This is a genomic window from Clostridium sp. UBA5119 (genome assembly GCF_002414285.1).
GTDB classification, from domain to species: domain Bacteria; phylum Bacillota; class Clostridia; order Clostridiales; family Clostridiaceae; genus Clostridium_J; species Clostridium_J sulfidigenes.
The window spans coordinates 21,905-40,180 of sequence record NZ_DHYX01000094.1 but is presented as its reverse complement, the minus strand read 5'-3'; the positions used below and the strand labels follow the sequence as shown (position 1 = coordinate 40,180).

The 18,276-nt window shown below is 30.6% G+C and carries 15 protein-coding genes and 1 pseudogene; 13 read left to right on the top strand and 3 right to left on the bottom strand.

Annotation, left to right across the window (positions count from 1 at the left end; all coding sequences use genetic code 11):
* Positions 1–98: 98 nt before the first annotated feature.
* Positions 99–1,429 (top strand): IS3 family transposase gene (locus B2671_RS14420; protein ID WP_346871024.1). Its coding sequence is split into 2 segments (ribosomal slippage): positions 99–471 and positions 471–1,429, totalling 1,332 coding nucleotides; the frame shifts between segments, so codons are not numbered across the junction.
* Between the two features lie 115 nt (positions 1,430–1,544).
* Here the strand turns inward: B2671_RS14420 and B2671_RS14415 are convergent.
* The 3 genes from B2671_RS14415 to B2671_RS14405 all read right to left on the bottom strand — a co-directional run bounded on the left by B2671_RS14415 (position 1,545) and on the right by B2671_RS14405 (position 6,080).
* Positions 1,545–4,037, bottom strand: coding sequence for a CoA-disulfide reductase (locus B2671_RS14415; RefSeq protein ID WP_346871023.1), 2,493 nt, complete (start codon positions 4,035–4,037; stop codon positions 1,545–1,547).
* Positions 4,038–4,195: 158 nt separating this feature from the next.
* Positions 4,196–4,489, bottom strand: coding sequence for a metalloregulator ArsR/SmtB family transcription factor (locus tag B2671_RS14410; RefSeq protein WP_150843918.1), 294 nt, complete (start codon positions 4,487–4,489; stop codon positions 4,196–4,198).
* A 199-nt stretch (positions 4,490–4,688) separates the two neighbouring features.
* Positions 4,689–6,080, bottom strand: a complete 1,392-nt coding sequence (locus B2671_RS14405) for a hypothetical protein (protein WP_346871022.1) — start codon at positions 6,078–6,080, stop codon at positions 4,689–4,691.
* Positions 6,081–6,313: 233 nt separating this feature from the next.
* Here B2671_RS14405 and B2671_RS14400 point away from each other — a divergent pair, with 233 nt between their 5' ends.
* The 12 genes and pseudogenes from B2671_RS14400 (at position 6,314) to B2671_RS14345 (ending at position 18,192) form a co-directional block, all read left to right on the top strand.
* The gene (locus tag B2671_RS14400) at positions 6,314–6,727 is read left to right on the top strand and encodes a DUF3785 family protein (RefSeq protein WP_346871021.1); all 414 of its coding nucleotides are present in this window, start codon (positions 6,314–6,316) and stop codon (positions 6,725–6,727) included.
* A 1,199-nt stretch (positions 6,728–7,926) separates the two neighbouring features.
* Positions 7,927–8,520 (top strand): Holliday junction branch migration protein RuvA, encoded by a 594-nt coding sequence (gene ruvA, locus B2671_RS14395; protein ID WP_346871020.1) that lies wholly within the window; start codon positions 7,927–7,929, stop codon positions 8,518–8,520.
* 38 nt (positions 8,521–8,558) lie between these two features.
* Positions 8,559–9,566 (top strand): Holliday junction branch migration DNA helicase RuvB, encoded by a 1,008-nt coding sequence (ruvB, locus tag B2671_RS14390; RefSeq protein WP_346871019.1) that lies wholly within the window; start codon positions 8,559–8,561, stop codon positions 9,564–9,566.
* Positions 9,567–9,604: 38 nt separating this feature from the next.
* Positions 9,605–10,633 carry a tRNA preQ1(34) S-adenosylmethionine ribosyltransferase-isomerase QueA gene (gene queA / locus B2671_RS14385; RefSeq protein WP_346871018.1) on the top strand — a complete coding sequence of 343 codons (1,029 nt, stop codon included), beginning with the start codon at positions 9,605–9,607 and terminating at the stop codon, positions 10,631–10,633.
* A 16-nt stretch (positions 10,634–10,649) separates the two neighbouring features.
* Positions 10,650–11,785, top strand: a pseudogene (gene tgt / locus B2671_RS14380) (tRNA guanosine(34) transglycosylase Tgt).
* Between the two features lie 51 nt (positions 11,786–11,836).
* Positions 11,837–12,127 carry a preprotein translocase subunit YajC gene (gene yajC, locus B2671_RS14375; RefSeq protein WP_035134465.1) on the top strand — a complete coding sequence of 97 codons (291 nt, stop codon included), beginning with the start codon at positions 11,837–11,839 and terminating at the stop codon, positions 12,125–12,127.
* Positions 12,128–12,181: 54 nt separating this feature from the next.
* Positions 12,182–12,550 carry a TIGR04086 family membrane protein gene (locus B2671_RS14370; RefSeq protein ID WP_346871017.1) on the top strand — a complete coding sequence of 123 codons (369 nt, stop codon included), beginning with the start codon at positions 12,182–12,184 and terminating at the stop codon, positions 12,548–12,550.
* Positions 12,551–12,577: 27 nt separating this feature from the next.
* Positions 12,578–12,715: a six-cysteine ranthipeptide SCIFF gene (scfA, locus tag B2671_RS14365; protein ID WP_035134469.1), complete on the top strand. Its 138-nt coding sequence runs from the start codon at positions 12,578–12,580 to the stop codon at positions 12,713–12,715.
* A 58-nt stretch (positions 12,716–12,773) separates the two neighbouring features.
* On the top strand, positions 12,774–14,138 hold the full coding sequence (gene scfB / locus B2671_RS14360) for a thioether cross-link-forming SCIFF peptide maturase (RefSeq protein ID WP_346871016.1): 1,365 nt from the start codon (positions 12,774–12,776) through the stop codon (positions 14,136–14,138).
* 169 nt (positions 14,139–14,307) lie between these two features.
* Positions 14,308–16,452 (top strand): protein translocase subunit SecD, encoded by a 2,145-nt coding sequence (gene secD, locus B2671_RS14355; protein ID WP_346871015.1) that lies wholly within the window; start codon positions 14,308–14,310, stop codon positions 16,450–16,452.
* Positions 16,453–16,704: 252 nt separating this feature from the next.
* Complete coding sequence (locus tag B2671_RS14350; protein ID WP_346871014.1) at positions 16,705–17,550, top strand: DHH family phosphoesterase; 846 nt, start codon at positions 16,705–16,707, stop codon at positions 17,548–17,550.
* 123 nt (positions 17,551–17,673) lie between these two features.
* Positions 17,674–18,192, top strand: a complete 519-nt coding sequence (locus B2671_RS14345; protein ID WP_346871013.1) for an adenine phosphoribosyltransferase — start codon at positions 17,674–17,676, stop codon at positions 18,190–18,192.
* The last annotated feature ends 84 nt before the right edge of the window (positions 18,193–18,276 follow it).

Genomic DNA, 18,276 nt, shown 5'->3' with positions numbered 1-18,276 from the left:
TAAAATGTACCCTATATAGTAGACACTTTAAAAAAAGTCTATTATATAGGGTATTTTTATGTATAATAAAATTAATATATAGCTTTAGGAGTGATTATATGAGCAACAAATTTTTCACTGAATATCAAATTAAGAACTTATCTCAAAACAAATATGTACACACTATTTCATCAAAATCAATTACATATACTGATGAATTTAAAAGACATTTTATTGCTGAAAATATTTCTGGTAAGCTACCAAGACAAATATTCGAAGAATGTGGTTTTGATATAGAGATTTTAGGAATGAAAAGAGTTAAGGCTGCTGGTAATAGATGGCGTAAAATGTATAAAGATGGCGGAGCCACAAGACTTCAAGATACACGTAAATTAAATAATGGTAGACCAACTGAAAAAGAATTGTCCATAGAAGAAAAGTACGAAAAACTTCAAGCAAAGGTAAAACTTCTACAAGCTGAAAATGAATTGCTAAAAAAGTTAGATATACTAGAAAGGAGGATGAGTACAAAGAAGTAAGATTGCTAACGCAAGAAAAATTTATTCTTATCAGTTCTGTTATTCAAAAGTTTAATTTGAAAAATATGTTAAGTTATTTATGTAAATCTGCTAGTGTATCACGTTCTGGCTATTATAATTATTACTGTTCTAATTCTATCGCTACGCGTAATGCTCAAGAAGAAAATGATTTAGAGAGTTATAAAAATATATTAGCTGCATTTAATTTTAAGAATCGTAAAAAAGGTGCTAGACAAATTAAAATGACTCTTAAAAATGAGTTTAACATTAACTATAATCTGAAACGTATCAAAAGAATAATGAAAAAATATAATATTGTTTGCCCTTATAGAAAAGCAAATCCATATAGAAGAATGATGAAGGCTACAAAGGAACATACAGTCTTACCAAACTTATTAAATAGAGAATTTAAGCAACAAATACCTGGTAAGGTGTTGTTAACAGATATAACTTATTTATTTTATAAGAATGGTCAAAAGGCTTATTTGTCAACCATTTTAGATTCTTCTACAAATGAAGCTTTAGCATATAACATTTCTAAAAGTTTAAAAATTGATATTGTTACAGAAACAATTGATAATTTGGTGAAATCTAACAAGCATTTACTCCGTAAGGATGTATTTATTCACTCTGATCAAGGTGCTCATTATACTAGTCCAATATTCCAATCAAAATTAAAGCAAAATAATATAGGACAATCAATGTCTAGACGTGGAAATTGTTGGGACAACGCTCCGCAGGAGTCATTTTTCGGGCACTTAAAAGATGAAACAAATCTAAAAAATTGTGAAACCTTTGAAGATGTATTATGTGAAATTGAGGATTATATAGATTATCATAATAAGTATAGATGCCAATGGAACTTAAAAAAGATGACTCCTGTTCAATACAGAAATCATCTTTTATCTTAGGGTCTTTTTATAAAATGTCCTTGACTTAGGGTACATTTTATTGTTGAGATAATCCTTTATTTAAATAGGAATATAAAAATTTAACTATGGGGAGATAAATATGTGAACACATTCATTATATAAATAAGTTAAGTCCAGCATCTTCTGTGGAAGCTAAATACGTTGCAACTCCACCAACCTCAACTTCAGGAATTAATTCTTCATGTTTAATACCCATTAAATCCATGGACATAGCACAAGCAATGATTTTAACTCCCATTTTAAGGGCGTTATCAATTAAAGTATCTAGGTCATCTACATTATTTTTAGCCATAATGTTTTTAATCATAGCAGGACCCATACCAGCCATATTCATTTTAGATAATGGAAGCTTTCCAGTGCTACTAGGAAGCATCATATCAAACATTTTTTCCATAGTATCCTTTTTAACAGAAGGCTTATCTTTTCTTTTTAAGATATTAAGTCCCCAGAAGGTAAAGAACATGGTAACTGGTTTTCCCATGGATGCTGCACCAGTAGCTATGATAAAGGAAGCTATAGCTTTATCAAGGTCACCACTGAAGACTACAAGGGTTGCACCATCTTTCTTAGAAATATCACAACTAACAGGTGATGAGCTACTTGCTAAATCTTGAGAGGTACCTTTTTTAATTAATGCTACAAAGGCTTTTTCTTTTTTATCAAATTCACCTTTTACAAGAGTATTTCTTGTTTTACTACACCAACTATTGATGTCCTTTTGGAAACCTGGATCAGAGGCTTTAACTTCTAAGATATCTCCATCCTTCATTTTGCCCATTTCCTCAAAAACTCTTCTAATAGGACCTGGACATTGAAGTCCACAAGCATCAAGACTTACAGTAACTTTACTAGAATCTTCTATATTAGGAGAAGCATCAGTTTCACAAGTACAGTCTTCAGTATTATTATTTAAGTTAGATTGAGTATTTTTAGCATTTAAAGAAGATTTAACGGTAGCATAAGTTTTATAACCACCATCTAAGTTCACACAATTAAATCCATATTGAGAAAGTATTCTACATCCGATATATCCACGAAGACCTACTTGACAATAAACATAGATTGTTTTATCCTTTGGTATCTTATTTAAGTTATTTCTAAGAGTATTTAGAGGAATATTTAAAGCGGTTTCTATATGACCAATTTCAAACTCCATCTCTTCTCTTACATCTAGAATAAATTCATTGTTAGCTATTAAATTATCAACTTCATCCCATTGAACTATAGAAACCAAATTATCCATTATATTAGTTCCTATATATCCAGCCATATTAACAGGGTCTTTTGCAGAAGAATATGGTGGAGCATAGCATAATTCAAGTTCTGGTAAGTCCATTATTTTTAGATTTCCTTTTATAGCAGTAGCTATAACATCAATACGCTTTTCTACTCCATCTAAACCTACACCCTGTGCTCCTAATATTTTTCCGTCCTTTGGATTAAATAAAACCTTAAGAGAGATAGGGAAGGCACCGGGATAGTAACCAGCATGGGAATTTGGATGTAAATGGATTGCTTTATACTCTAAGTTAAGTCTTTTTAAAGTTTTTTCATTATTACCTGTAGTTGCAATAGTTAGTGAAAATACCTTTGCTACAGAAGAACCTAAAGTACCATTATATTCAGCTTTTTTACCACAGATATTATCAGCTACAACATGCCCTTGTCTATTAGCTGGCCATGCAAGTGGAATCATAGTTGGATTACCATTTATATAATCAATTACTTCTACAGCATCACCAAGAGCGTAGATGTTTTCATCAGAAGTTTTCATTTCTTTATTTACAACAATTGCTTTTCTATTGTTAACTTCCAGACCAGCATCTATGGCAATTTTACTTTCAGGAGAAACTCCTATTGATAAAACAATCATGTCTGTTACAATTTCTTTACCGCTATTTAAAACTACTTTTTTACCACAGTTTTCAAAGGATTTAACCCCATCTTTAAGAATTAAATTAACTCCATTTTGAAGTAGATGTTCATGAACTATTGCTGCCATTTCGTAATCAAGAGGAGCCATTACTTGATCTGCCATCTCTACAAGAGTTACAGAAACTCCTCTTTCCTTAAGGTTTTCAGCCATTTCAAGACCTATAAAGCCACCACCAACAATTACAGCTTCCTTTGGAGAGTTATTATCAACAAAGGCTTTAATCTTATCTGTATCTGGTATATTTCTAAGAGTAAATAAATTGGTTGCTTCTTTAAGGCCAGGAATAGGGGGAGTTATTGGACTAGCACCCGGTGATAAAACTAATACATCATAACTTTCTTCATAAACTTGAGAAGAACTATGATTTTTTACAATAACTTTTTTAGCATCATTATCAATTTTAATAACTTCACTAAAGTTTCTTATGTCAATGTTAAATCTAGAACTCATGCCTTCTACTGTTTGCACTAGAAGATTATCTCTTTCCTTTATAGTTTCACCTATATAATAAGGAAGTCCGCAATTTGCAAAAGAAATATACTCCCCTTTTTCAAACATAATTATTTCTAAAGATTCATCTAGTCTTTTTAAACGTGCAGCAGTAGAAGCCCCGCCAGCAACTCCACCAACGATAATAACTTTTTTACTCATAATAAAATCTCCTTTCAATATTAAACAATATAAATAGTATAAACAATATAACCTTTACAATACTTAGGAACAATTAAATCTTAATATTTATATATCATAATAATACGATGCAAAATATTTATAAAAAAGAAGTCTAAAGAATTTTGACTTCTTAATAGTTAAAATAATACTTCTATTAACTTTTTTATATTCTCATCACTAACACTATATATAATTTCAAGACCGTTACGCTGCCAGTCTATAATGCCAAAAGCTTTTAGCTTTCCAATGTGTTGCGATATAGTTGATTGAGGCATATCTAAGCAATTTTGCATATTGGTAACATTGCTTCCACCAGTTTCAATGAGACCTTTAACAATGCATAGTCTTACGGGGTGGGCTAATGCCTTTAAAATATTTGCTTTTTCTTCAAAAAGTTTTGGGTTAGTTAAAAATGTGTCATTCTCAGTCATGTTTTATATACCTCCATATCACTATATTCACATAATACGATATAGTTCCAAATGTGTCAATGAAAATTAAAAAAATTTATATATTTTAAAAGAATAACTTATTTTAATTATAGATATTGTGTTGTAATATAAAAAATTTAAAGTCAACTAAACTTAGGTGAGAATAAAACCGCTCTATGAAGTTTAGTTGAATTAAATATTATAAGAAGAATAGAGCTATTATGGTAGTAACAATTAAACCTAAAACTACTGGTTTAAAGTTGCGCTTTGCAAGCTCAAAAGGTGATACTTTACATATAGCAGAAACGGGGATGATGGCCCAAGGTATTAATGTGCCTCCACCTACCCAAATAGCACCTAGTTGTCCAAGAGCGGTTAAAGTAGCCACATTTCCACCAGTGGCTGTTCCAAATAGATTTGCAGTGGAACCAGCTAGAGCTATACCGGAAAATCCAGAACCATCTAGTCCAGTGATTGCACCTACAGTGGTTACACCGAAAGCACTTAAAAAATTATTTAGTGGAACTGCCTTAGAAAGGGCAAATCCCAAGTCGTTTACTATACCTAAGGAGCCCGTAGGTAAATAGTTACCTATAATAGATATAAATCCATCACCACCTACATAGAAAAAGGCAGCAATTGGAACTACTATTCCAAAAACTTTAAAGCCAAATTGGAGGCCTTCTACCAGATGTCTAGTGATTTTATCAAGAGAAGCTTTTTTATAGGCTTTTACAGATACCAATATGAGTATAATTAAGGTTGTACCACCGATTAGTGCTGTAGCATCTCCACCTTTTAAGTTTAAAGAAACCATTAAAAATACATCAATAGCAAAGAGAAGAGGAATTAATATTGCAAAAAAGGATTTCCAGCCTTTGCTTAAAAGAGATTCATCTGTAGACTCGAACTCTTCTGAATATTCAGTGTAGGTGAGATTTTCAAGGGTTCCATTTTTCATATCTTTCTTTAACATGATAAAGGCTGTAACAGTAGTGACAATTCCCATAATAAGTATAAGAGGAACACTAGCTTTAACTACTGCAGATACAGGAATACCAGCAGCATCAGCAGTTAACTTTGGAGCAGCTTGAATTACAAAGTCTGTAGACAATGCAATACCATGACCGAAAAGATTCATAGCTATGGCAGCACCTATGGCAGGGAGACCAGATTTGATAGCCACAGGAACTAATACAGCTCCAACTAATGCAACGGCTGGAGATGGCCAAAAGAAATAAGAAATAATCATCATTATTATACCTATACCCCAAAAGGCTATAAAATCATTTTTAATAAACTTACTAAAGGGTTCTATCATAACTTTACTTATACCAGTATAGGATAATGCTTTACTTAATCCAGCAATTATAGATATTATAAGTATTGTTGGCAGTAGTTCCGTAATTGAGTAGATAAAACTATTAAAAATGCTAATTAGAGATGAAGGAATAGATTTAGTGCTAATTAATGCAATTAATACTACTCCAACAATGCAAATAAGGGAACAGTCTAATTTTTTTATCATTGCTATTAAAATTAATATAATAAAAATTAAATATATATAGTGTATTGGGGTTAATTCAATCATTTGTAGCCTCCTACTAACTTATCCTAATTTATTAATAGAATATGCTGACAGGAGAAATTAGTGTTAAAAAAGCAAGATGCAAATTTAAAAAAATCAGATTTTCATTAATGAGTTCTATGGACTAAAAATATAACAGGCTTTATATTATGAATAAAACTGTTTAAATAGTTTCAAATAATATATAATAATAGTATGATATTTTGGAACAAATTGAAGAATTGAGGAGAAATAATATGAATAATTTTAAATTTAAACATACGGATGAAGAGTTTATTTTATCAGAAGATAACCTTTCTTATATTGAAGCGGAGGAAATACAAGATTTTACCATAGAAAAAGTATTAGAAATTTTAGAAGAAGGTAAAGAAAAAGTAGAATTTGACTATGAATATTATGCTGATAACTGTGAAGCATGTGGAAATAGTGAAGCTATAGATAAAAAACATTATAGATTTTTAGAGTATCATTTTTATATTTTTACTAAAGAAGGAAAATATATAATTAGTAATATAAGTAATGAATTTGAAAATACTACTTATTCCCAATTAGAGAGAATGAAAAAAATTGATGAAAGTTATATAGTATCCATTATCATCTGTGAAAGTTGTAAAAATTTTTCAATAGAAGTTGAACAATGTGATATGTAAATAAACAAGTGTGATATATAATTAAATAATTGTGACATGAAATTAAATAACTGTGACATGAATTTAAATATCTATGGCATGAATTTAAATAACTGTGTATATTTTTAGGTTAATTCCATATACTCTTTAATGGAAGAGGAGTGGAGATATATAGTTTATAAATTTTTGTAAGCAATAGTGTATAAACATATCAAAGCTGGATACAATTCCTAGTAGGAGGGATTGTATGATTGAAAGATATAAAAAAAATAAAGGATTATATATTTTTATAGCCTCTGTAGGTATAATAGTTTTTTTACTTAGCTATACTGTAAGTATAGCCTTCTTAAGAAGTTCAAAAGATGGAGGAGCTGGAATTTTAGGTGAAGCAACTCAAGCAAGCTTTTTAAATATGAATGATGTATTAATTTCAGATAAAAGTAATATAGAGTTCATGTTAAACTATAAAAACTCTTTAGGTAAGGTCAAGATTAATGATAAATTAGATAAAACTATAAATGTAGAAAAAGATAATTTGATTGGTCTTAATCAGGAGCAGGCTGAAAAGATATTTTCTAGTTTTGGATACAAGGTAGAAAAATTCACAAAAGAAGATATCATATTTGTAAAGGACATAGAAGGATATTCCTATAAAGAAGGTTCTTATTTTATAGGAATAAAGGATGAAAATATTGTTATTTATAATAAGGATTCTGATAGAACAATAAAAGTAGTAGAAGAGAAGATATTGAATCCTAAAGATGATAGTGGACAGTCGTATTTAAAAATTAACGACATAGAGAACAGGGGTAATCTTTTGAGGACATTCTACGAAGGACATAAAGATTATCAGTTTTCCANNAATATACAAGAGGCTATGGAATATGCTCAGGCTCTTTGTAGCACATAGTATCAGAAAAGGAGTGTTTCGAAAGGAATTTTGAAACACTCCTTTTCCATGAGAAATTGTAGGAATGATATAAATTCAATTTAAAATAAGTTTAAAATAGTTTTTATTGAATTGTTACATTGTAGATGGTAAAGTATAATATAGTTACAAAGTATAATATACTTACAATTGTAAGGGAATATAATTAATTAATGAAGTTTAATATCAATACATATAGGTATATAATAGATATAGGTTTAAATTTGCAGATGATGACTACAAAATAATAAAGAATTAACAAATGGTTAAATAAAAAGATAGGTGACAAAGCATGTATGAATATATAAAAGGAATTTTTAAGTCTATAGAAAAGGAATATATAGTTATAGAATGTGGTAATATTGGATATAAAATTTTCACATCAGGTAGTACAATTTCTAATATGCCAGCTATAGATCAACAAATAAAGATTTATACTCATCAAATTGTAAGAGAAGATTTTATTGGACTTTATGGTTTTTTAACTAAAGATGAAATATCCATGTTTAATCTTCTTATTTCCATTAATGGTGTAGGACCTAAGGCAGCACTATCACTCATGTCTATTGCCAATGTTTCTACATTAAAGTATGCTATAATTACCGATGATGATAAATTAATAACTAAGGCACCAGGCATTGGTAAGAAAACTGCTCAAAGGATAATATTAGAGCTTAAGGATAAGGTAACTGTAGGAGATGCCATGCCTAAGGGAACTACTATTAGTGATATTGACATAGATAATAAAAAACTATCAGAAGCAGTGGGGGCACTTATAGCTCTTGGATACTCGGATAAAGAGGCAGAAAAAGCAATAGAAAAAGCTAATAGAAGTAAGAGTGTTGAAGATATTATAAAGGAATGTTTGAAGATTTTAATGGGATAAAAACCTTATTAAGGGTTTTATAGTTAAGGAGGGGGATTATGGAAGATAGAGTTATTACATCTAATATTATTGAAGAAGATATAGAAGTAGAATATTCCTTAAGACCTCAGCGCCTTAAGGAATATATAGGACAAGAAAAAGTTAAAAATAAGTTGGATATATTTTTAAAAGCTGCAAAGATGAGAAAAGAACCCTTAGACCATTTATTATTATATGGACCACCAGGTCTTGGTAAAACTACATTAGCTAACATAGTAGCAAAGGAAATGGGTGGAAATTTGAAAATTACATCTGGGCCTGCTATAGAGAGAGCAGGAGATTTAGCAGCATTGTTAACTAATCTAAATACTAACGATGTATTATTCATAGATGAAATTCATAGATTGAATAGGTCTGTAGAAGAAATTTTATATCCAGCAATGGAAGATTTTGCTTTAGATATTGTTATTGGTAAGGGAGCATCAGCAAAATCTATAAGACTAGATTTACCTAAATTTACCCTCATAGGAGCAACTACAAGGGTAGGCCTATTGACTGCACCTTTAAGAGATAGATTTGGAGTACTATGTTCAATGGAATATTATAATGATGACGAGCTTAAAGAAATTGTTTTAAGGTCTTCTGAAATATTAGGAGTTGAAATTGATAGGGAAGGTGCTTTTAGTCTAGGAATGAGATCTAGAGGGACACCAAGGATAGCTAATAGGTTACTAAAAAGAGTTAGAGATTACTCTATGGTTAAAGGTATAAATGTAATTGATAGTAACATGGTGGAGCAAGCAGCTGAACTTTTAGAAGTGGATAGAGAAGGCTTTGATAGATTAGATAATAAGATATTAGAAGCCATAGTGGATAACTTTAATGGGGGGCCCGTTGGAGTTGAAACTCTAGCTTATTTTATAGGTGAAGAAGTCAGTACCATTGAGGATGTATATGAACCATACCTAATACAAAAAGGGTTTATTGTAAGAACTCCAAGAGGTAGAATGGCGGCAAAGAAAGCCTATGAACATTTAGGAAGGATTATTCCAGATCATATATTATAGAAATAAACATATAGATAGAATAGGGAAGTGTATAGACTTTGAAAGTAAAGGATTTTTATTTTGATTTACCAAAGGAATTAATAGCCCAGCATCCTTTAGAAAAAAGAGATGAATCAAGGCTTATGGTTCTAAATAAAAAAAGTGGTGAAGTAGAACATAAAGTGTTTAAAGATATTATAGAGTATTTAAATCCAGGAGATTGTCTTGTATTAAATGATACAAGAGTTATGCCAGCTAGACTTTATGGAGCTAAGGAAGGCTCCGGGGGTAAAATGGAGTTTTTGCTTTTAAATAGGCATGAAGATGATATATGGGAAACCTTAGTTAAGCCTGGCAAAAGAGGAAAAGTTGGAGCTAAATTTGTATTTGGAAATGGAGAACTAAAAGCTGAGGTAGTAGACGTTCTAGACAATGGAAATAGAAAAGTAAAGTTTTACTATGATGGTATATTTGAAGAAGTATTAGATAGACTTGGTGAAATGCCGTTGCCACCATATATAGAAGAAAAACTGGAAGATAGAGAAAGATATCAAACTGTTTACTCAAAGGAAGTAGGTTCTGCAGCAGCACCTACCGCTGGACTACACTTTACAGATGAGCTACTACAAGCTATAAAGAAAAAGGGGATTGATATAGCTTTTGTAACTTTACATGTGGGACTTGGAACCTTTAGACCAGTAAAAGCGGAAGATGTTCAAGATCATGAAATGCATTCTGAGTATTATATTTTAGATAAGGAAAACGCTGGAATAATAAATAATGCTAAAAAAAGTGGGAAAAGAGTTATAGCTGTGGGAACTACATCAAATAGAACCCTTGAAAGTATAGCTAATGAAGAAGGTCAAGTTAAAGAACAATCAGGATATACTAGTATATTCATATATCCAGGGTATAAATTTAAAATAGTAGATGCCATAATAACTAATTTTCATTTGCCGGAATCTACTTTAATTATGCTTATAAGTGCTTTTTCAACTAGGGAAATAGTGATGAATGCTTATAAAATTGCAGTAGAAAACAAATATAGATTCTTTAGTTTTGGTGATGCTATGTTTATCCATGAATAGGAAGGACGATGAATAGGTGTATAAATTACTTAAAAAAAGTGGAAAAGTTAGACGTGGGGAATTTGTTACTCCTCATGGTACAATACAGACCCCTGTGTTCATGAATGTTGGAACGTTGGCTGCNNGGCTGCAATAAAAGGAGCAGTATCATCCATGGATTTAAAGGAAATTGGGTGTCAGGTAGAATTGTCAAATACATATCATCTTCATTTAAGACCTGGAGATGAAGTAGTTAAAAAAATGGGAGGACTTCATGAATTCATGAATTGGGATAGACCCATTCTTACAGATTCAGGTGGATTCCAAGTGTTCTCATTAGCAAGTATGAGAAAAATTAAAGAAGAGGGTGTATACTTTAGCTCTCATATAGATGGTAGAAAAATATTTATGGGACCTGAAGAAAGTATGCAAATTCAAAGTAATCTAGCTTCAACTATTGCGATGGCCTTTGATGAGTGTATTCCAAATCCATCTTCAAGAGAATATGTAGAAAAATCTGTAGCAAGAACTACTAGATGGCTTGAAAGATGTAAAGTAGAGATGGATAGATTAAATGCAGATCCTAATACTATAAATAAAAAGCAAATGCTATTTGGTATAAATCAAGGTGGAGTTTACGAGGATATTAGAATAGAACATGCTAAGACCATTAGAAAACTAGACCTAGATGGATATGCAATTGGAGGATTGGCTGTTGGTGAAAGTCATGAGGACATGTATAGAATTATTGATGCGGTAGTTCCATATCTTCCAGAGGATAAACCAATTTATCTTATGGGAGTAGGTACTCCAGAAAATATATTAGAGGCGGTTTCAAGAGGTGTAGACTTCTTTGATTGTGTATTACCAGCTAGAAATGGAAGGCATGGACATGTGTTTACTAAGTATGGTAAAATAAACATCATGAATGCTAAGTTTGAGTTAGATAAAAATCCTATAGATGAAGGATGCGACTGTCCGACTTGTAGGCATTATACAAGAGGATACATAAGGCACTTATTTAAAGCCAAGGAAATGTTGGCAATGAGACTTTGTGTGCTTCATAACTTGTATTTCTATAATAAATTAATGGAAGATATAAGAAATGCAATTGATGGGGATTACTTTGAAGAATTTAAAAATCAAAGACTTTCAGAGTGGGGAAAAAAATAATTAGGTATCTATTTTTTTAATATATACATAACTAGTGAAAGGAGAGATATTATGCAAAACTTAATGGCGTTTCTTCCAATGGTACTTGTACTTGTGTTGTTTTACTTCATGATTTTCATGCCAGAAAAGAAAAGAAAGAAACAATACAATGATATGTTGAATTCTTTAGCTATAAATGATGAGATTATGACTAAAGGTGGAATCATGGGAAGAATAATAAATATTCAAGAAGAATATATTATTTTAGAGAGTGGTCCAGATAGAGCTAGAATAAAAATGAGCAAACTAGGTATTGCTTCAGTTTCAAAATCAGCTAATGAACCAGAAGAAATAAAGGCATAATCATCATAAAGCCCCTTATATAAACATATTAATTAATATAAGGGGGTTTTGGGTATGTATAAAAAGCTTAATTATTCCGCTATAGGAGTAGGGGTGCTCAGAGCATCAATTTTAACAGTAATTTGCGTTTTAGTATATTCATTAGTTACTTCATATTTCCCATTTAGTGACACAGTCACATCGGTATTTTTAGTTATAGCTACATTGGCTAGTGTTGTATATGGAGCTATATATGCTACATTAAAAATGGGAAGTAAAGGATGGCTTGTGGGGTTGCTAGTAGCAGTATTTTATATGTTAATACTTTATATAGTATCCTTATGCTTTGGAAATGACTTAGCATTAGGAGGAAAAGACGTAGTTAGATTAATCTTAGCATTAGCAGCAGGATCATTGTCAGGAATGCTAGGAGTGAATCTATAGATATTATCAATTTTAGGAGGAATAAAAATGAAACATATAAAAACTATTAACAAATCTAACATTAAAGAAAGTTTAAAAAAACCAGGTTGTAAAGAGTGTGCTAACTCATGTCAATCAGCTTGCAAAACTTCTTGTACAGTAGCTAATTTAGAGTGTGAAAACTAATCATTTTAAAGGCAGTAACAAAAAGTTACTGCTTTGTGTTTAGTTAGGAGGAAAAATAATGGAATTAATTCATAAATTTAGACAAGGCAATGATTTTTATATTATAGATGTAAATTCAGGTGCAGTTCATGAAGTAGATGAGATTGTATATGACATGTTAGACTCAGATAAACTTAAGAATAAAGACGAGTTAAAAGAAATATATAAGGATAGATACTCCAGTGAAGAAATTGATGAGGTATATGAGGAATTACAATCTTTAGTTCATGAAGAAATGCTTTATTCTAAAGATTTATATGAAAATATAGCAATGATGAGTGGACAAGCAGAGGTAGCTATTAAAGCCCTTTGTCTTAATATAATTCATGATTGTAATTTGAAGTGCAAATATTGTTTTGCCGATGAAGGAGAATATAAGGGTTGTAGAAAAACCATGAGCGCACAAACAGGTAAAGACGCTATAGATTTTGTTATAAAAAACTCAGGGAAAAGAAAAAATATAGAAATTGACTTATTTGGTGGAGAGCCACTTATGGCCTTTGATATCATAAAGGAAATAGTAGATTATGGTAGAGAACAAGAAAAACTTCACAATAAAAATATTAGATTTACTATGACTACGAACTCCACTCTTTTAAATGATGAAATAATGGACTACCTTGATAAAAACATGGGAAATATAATCTTAAGTATAGATGGAAGAAAAGAAGTCAATGATAAAGTAAGAATACGATTTGATGGAACTGGTACCTATGAATCCATATTACCTAAAATAAAGAAAATGGTAGATATAAGAGATAAGTCTAAGACTTATTATGTAAGGGGTACTTTTACAAGAGAAAATACAGATTTCTTTGAAGATGTAAAGCATATGGTAGAGCTAGGCTTTGATGAAGTATCTATTGAACCAGTAGTACTTCCTGATGACCATGAACTTTCATTAAGAGAAGAGGACCTTCCTACAATTTTTGAACAATATGATAAATTATATGAATATATGGTTGAAAACTATGAAGTAGGAAAATCCTTTAAATTCTATCACTTCAATATAGATTTACAAGGAGGTCCATGCATCTATAAGAGAATTTCAGGATGTGGAGCTGGACATGAGTATGTAGCAGTTACTCCTGATGGAGAAATATATCCTTGTCATCAATTTGTAGGGAATAAAGACTTTCTTATGGGAGATATATATGAAGGGGTTAAGGACTTTTCTATAGTTCAAAATCTTAAGGATGCTCATATATATAATAAACCTACATGTAAAAACTGCTGGGCAAGATTCTACTGTAGTGGGGGATGTCAAGCTAACAACTTTAACTTTAATGGTGATGTTCATGTGCCATATGAATTAGGTTGTAAAATGCAAAAGAAGAGAATAGAGTGTGCTATTGCTTTAAAAGCCAAAACAATGAATAAATAATTGAGTTTTAAAGGATAGAATTTAAAATTCTATCCTTGTTTTGATAAAAAATGAGGAATATACACAAAATTAAATTATATATACTTGATTTTATTCATACAATACCTGTAAAATAAATAATAAATAGACAATTAGAAAAATACAATTAAATAACAGGAAGGGGATAACCATGAGGAGGAAAAATAGAAAAAGTGGAATTGTAGTTATCATAGCAATAATATTAATAGGTCTTTTTGCATACGCTGGTCTTTATGGTGTGAATTTAGGTAATTATAGAATCAAGACCTTTGGAAGTAGTATTGATAAAGGACTTGATTTAGTAGGAGGAACCTCTCTTTTAATGGAGATAAAGGAGGAGAAGGTAGATCAAGCTGTTATAGATAGAACTATAGAGCTTATTTCTATGAGAATAAATAAAGATGGAGTAAGCGAAATTCCTATAACTCAAGAAGGCGAAAATAGAATTAGAATAGAAATACCGGGAGAGTTTGATACAGACAAGGTTTTAGATACCATTGGTAAAACCGGTGAACTAACCTTTGAAGATCCAGATGGAAAAGTGATTTTAACTGGTAAAGAGGTTAAAGAAGCAGGAGCATATATATCTCAAGATAATAAGTATATTGTTAATCTTGAATTAAATGAAGATGGAACTGCAAAATTTGCGGAAGCAACTAAGACTTTCTTAAATAAAAGTATAGCTATAAAAATGGATGGTGAAATTTTAACTAATCCAACAGTTAATGCTGTTATTAGTGATGGAAAGGCAATTATTGAAGGTATGAGCTCTCTAGAAGAGGCAAATTCTATTGCTAGTATCATAACTTCAGGAGCTCTTCCAGTAAAAATAGAAGCTATTTCAGTTAAAACCGTAGGACCAACTATTGGAGCTGAAGCATTATCACTTAGTAAAAAGGCAGCCATGATTGGTATAGCTTGCATAATACTATTTATGGTCGCATACTACAGGGTTCCAGGATTAATTGCTTCTGTGGCTATTGTTTTATATGTAAGCTTAGTACTTATTGTATTTTCACAATTTGGAGTAGTATTAACCCTAGCTGGTATAGCTGGATTGATACTTACCATTGGTATGGCTGTGGATGCTAATGTTCTCATTTTTGAAAGAACTAAGGAAGAATTACGGTTAGGAAAATCTATTAAGACTTCTGTAGAAGCAGGATATAATAGAGCATTATCATCAATTTTAGACTCTAACATAACTACAATTATAGCAGCGTTAGTGTTATATTTTCTAGGTTCAGGTTCTGTAAAAGGGTTTGCAGTAACACTACTTGTAGGTATACTTATAAGTATTTTTACCGCTCTCTTTGTTACTAAGTTCTTACTTAACAGTGCTGTAAATGCTGGGTGGATAAATAAGCCTTCATATTTTGGTGTGAGAGAAGGTAAAAAACATGAGTTTAGTAGCTTAAAAATAATAGAGAAGACTAAAATATGGTTTGCTATATCAATAATTATAATTGCTATTGGAGTTGGATTTATAGCAACTAAAGGTTTAAATTATGGTATAGATTTCAAAGGTGGTACATTAATTACTTTAGATATGAATAAAGAATTCAATAAGGCTGATGTAAATGCTATTATTGATAAGTATGCTAAAGATAAATACTCTACCAAATTAGCTAATGAAGGAAAAGAGATACAAATTATTGTTCAAGAAGGGGTATTAAATGAAGAAAAGACTAATGCTCTTATTGATGAAATAAAAGAAAAGTATTCATTAGAAGATAGTGCACTTATTGGCAAGGAAAGTATAGGAGCTACTGTTGGAAATGAATTAAAGAAGAAGGCGCTGTTAGCTTTAGGAGTTGCTTCTATAGCTATGCTTATATATATCACTGCTAGATTTGAATTTAGCTATGCAGCAGCATCTATTATAGCTTTACTTCATGATGTATTAATTACACTTTCTTTCTATGCTATATTTGGAATTCAAGCCAATTCACCATTTATAGCAGCTATTTTGACTATAGTAGGATATTCTATTAATGATACTATTGTTATCTTTGATAGAATAAGAGAAAATGTTAAGAGGAACAGAAGGATGGATCAATTAGAAGTTGCTAATATGAGTATAAAAGAAACTATGACTAGAAGTATAAATACATCCTTAACAACACTTATAACTATAGTGGCAGTTTATATTCTAGTTCCATCCATAAGAGAGTTTTCACTTCCACTTATAGTGGGAATTGCCTGTGGAGCGTATTCTTCAATATTTATAGCTTCACCACTATGGGTAATAATTAAAAATGCAAAGCAAAAAAAGAAAGCTAAGGTAGTAGCATAATATAAATAAAGTTCATGGCGAAAAACATTTTATCATGTTTTTCGCCATTTTTATAATAATTTGTTTGTAAAATTGTCAGTTTTAAATTATAATATATTTGTTTTCTATAAATAGATTTCTTAAACTCCATAATATGTACAAGTAATATGGAGTTAGAAGTTTTTTGTTCAAAGAGAATGTGATCACTGAAATATATGAAGAAAATATAAGGGATCAAAAAACTACTCATGGAACTAATTTGGAGGAGCGCATATGGAGTATAGTATGAATAGGAAAGATAATGATCCGTTTCTATTAGGAAATATGAAAATTGCATTAAACAGAATTGTGAAAGCTATCAATGAGAGAGAAAAGATAGTTATATATGGCTATCATGACTTTGATAGCGTATGTGCCATATCTCTTCTTATGTTAGTATTACGATATGTAAATAGTGATGTAGAGTATTATATACCCAGTGTATATAGAAATGATAGAAATTTAAGTAAAGAAGATGTAGAGAATAATTTATTATGTCTTGGAGCAAATTTAATTATAACAGTTGGTTGTGGAGTTAAATCTAAAGCAGAAATACAACTTTGTAAGGAAAACAATATAGATATAATTGTAACGGATTATCATAATCACATAGTAGAGGATAATAATTGTATAACAATAAATACCTATCAAACAAATTGTAATTATCCTTTTAAGGATTTTACAGCTTGTTCCCTTATATATAAATTCATAGAAGTTATAGCTTCTTATTATAAGATAAGTTGCACACAAAAGTATTTAGATTTAGTAATGATGGGTATAATTACAACAGAGATAGAAATAGAAGAAGAGAATAAATACTTTGTAGAAGAAGGTTGCAAAAAATTAAAACAAACTAATAACTATGGGGTTAGGGCGTTGATAAGAGAACATGAGCGGAATTATGGTGGTATAATGAAGTTTTATGATGAAGGTATTATAAAGCTCTTACCAAAGATGATTTCCAAGAATAAGCTAGATAATGCAAGAATAATTGTTGAACTTTTTACTACTAATGATAGTTATAGAGCAAAGCAAATATCAAAATACTTATATAAAGAGGTTATGATGAGTTTAGAATAGAATAATATATATAAGCATTTAAATATACATATTTTTTAAAGTATTGCATTAAATATCAAGGTTAATATATAATTTAATTATGGTAAAGATGTGTTTGGGTAAAGGCTTTAGGAGGAGTAGAAAATGAATTTAAAGGATAAAGTTAGAATAATAGAAGATTTTCCGAAAAAAGGTATAAGTTTTAAAGATGTAACTACTTTACTTCAAGACAGAGAGGCATTAAGAGAGTCAATAGATGTTATTGCTAATCATTTGAAGGATAAAAAAATTGATATAGTAATAGGACCAGAGGCTAGAGGTTTTTTATTTGGAGTACCAGTAGCTTATGCTTTAGGAGCTGGTTTTGTACCAGTTAGAAAACCAGGTAAGTTACCCTATGAAACTATAAAAACTTCCTATGATTTAGAATATGGAAGTGATGCATTAGAAATTCATAAAGATGCTATTAAAAAGGGTCAGAGAGCAGCAATTGTAGATGATTTACTTGCTACAGGAGGAACCGTAGCTGCTGTTGCAAAACTTGTTGAGGAATCAGGTGGAGAAGTTGTAGCCATAGACTTTCTAATAGAGCTAACAGAACTTAAAGGTAGAGAAAAAATAGCACAATATGATATTATGTCTGTTATAGACTATCCATTTTAAAATTGAACATAAATTGCAATAATTTGGGTTATAGTATATAATTATTACTGAGTTTAAATAGGTGGCTGGTTCATTAACCAGCCT

Excerpts from the sequence above, each read along its gene's own strand:
- B2671_RS14415 (WP_346871023.1), bottom strand. The coding sequence starts at position 4,037 with ATGAGTAAAAAAGTTATTATCGTTGGTGGAGTTGCTGGCGGGGCTTCT.
- B2671_RS14410 (WP_150843918.1), bottom strand. The coding sequence starts at position 4,489 with ATGACTGAGAATGACACATTTTTAACTAACCCAAAACTTTTTGAAGAA.
- B2671_RS14405 (WP_346871022.1), bottom strand. The coding sequence starts at position 6,080 with ATGATTGAATTAACCCCAATACACTATATATATTTAATTTTTATTATA.
- B2671_RS14400 (WP_346871021.1), top strand. The coding sequence starts at position 6,314 with ATGAATAATTTTAAATTTAAACATACGGATGAAGAGTTTATTTTATCA.
- ruvA (WP_346871020.1), top strand. The coding sequence starts at position 7,927 with ATGTATGAATATATAAAAGGAATTTTTAAGTCTATAGAAAAGGAATAT.
- ruvB (WP_346871019.1), top strand. The coding sequence starts at position 8,559 with ATGGAAGATAGAGTTATTACATCTAATATTATTGAAGAAGATATAGAA.
- yajC (WP_035134465.1), top strand. The coding sequence starts at position 11,837 with ATGCAAAACTTAATGGCGTTTCTTCCAATGGTACTTGTACTTGTGTTG.
- B2671_RS14370 (WP_346871017.1), top strand. The coding sequence starts at position 12,182 with ATGTATAAAAAGCTTAATTATTCCGCTATAGGAGTAGGGGTGCTCAGA.
- scfA (WP_035134469.1), top strand. The coding sequence starts at position 12,578 with ATGAAACATATAAAAACTATTAACAAATCTAACATTAAAGAAAGTTTA.
- scfB (WP_346871016.1), top strand. The coding sequence starts at position 12,774 with ATGGAATTAATTCATAAATTTAGACAAGGCAATGATTTTTATATTATA.
- secD (WP_346871015.1), top strand. The coding sequence starts at position 14,308 with ATGAGGAGGAAAAATAGAAAAAGTGGAATTGTAGTTATCATAGCAATA.
- B2671_RS14350 (WP_346871014.1), top strand. The coding sequence starts at position 16,705 with ATGGAGTATAGTATGAATAGGAAAGATAATGATCCGTTTCTATTAGGA.
- B2671_RS14345 (WP_346871013.1), top strand. The coding sequence starts at position 17,674 with ATGAATTTAAAGGATAAAGTTAGAATAATAGAAGATTTTCCGAAAAAA.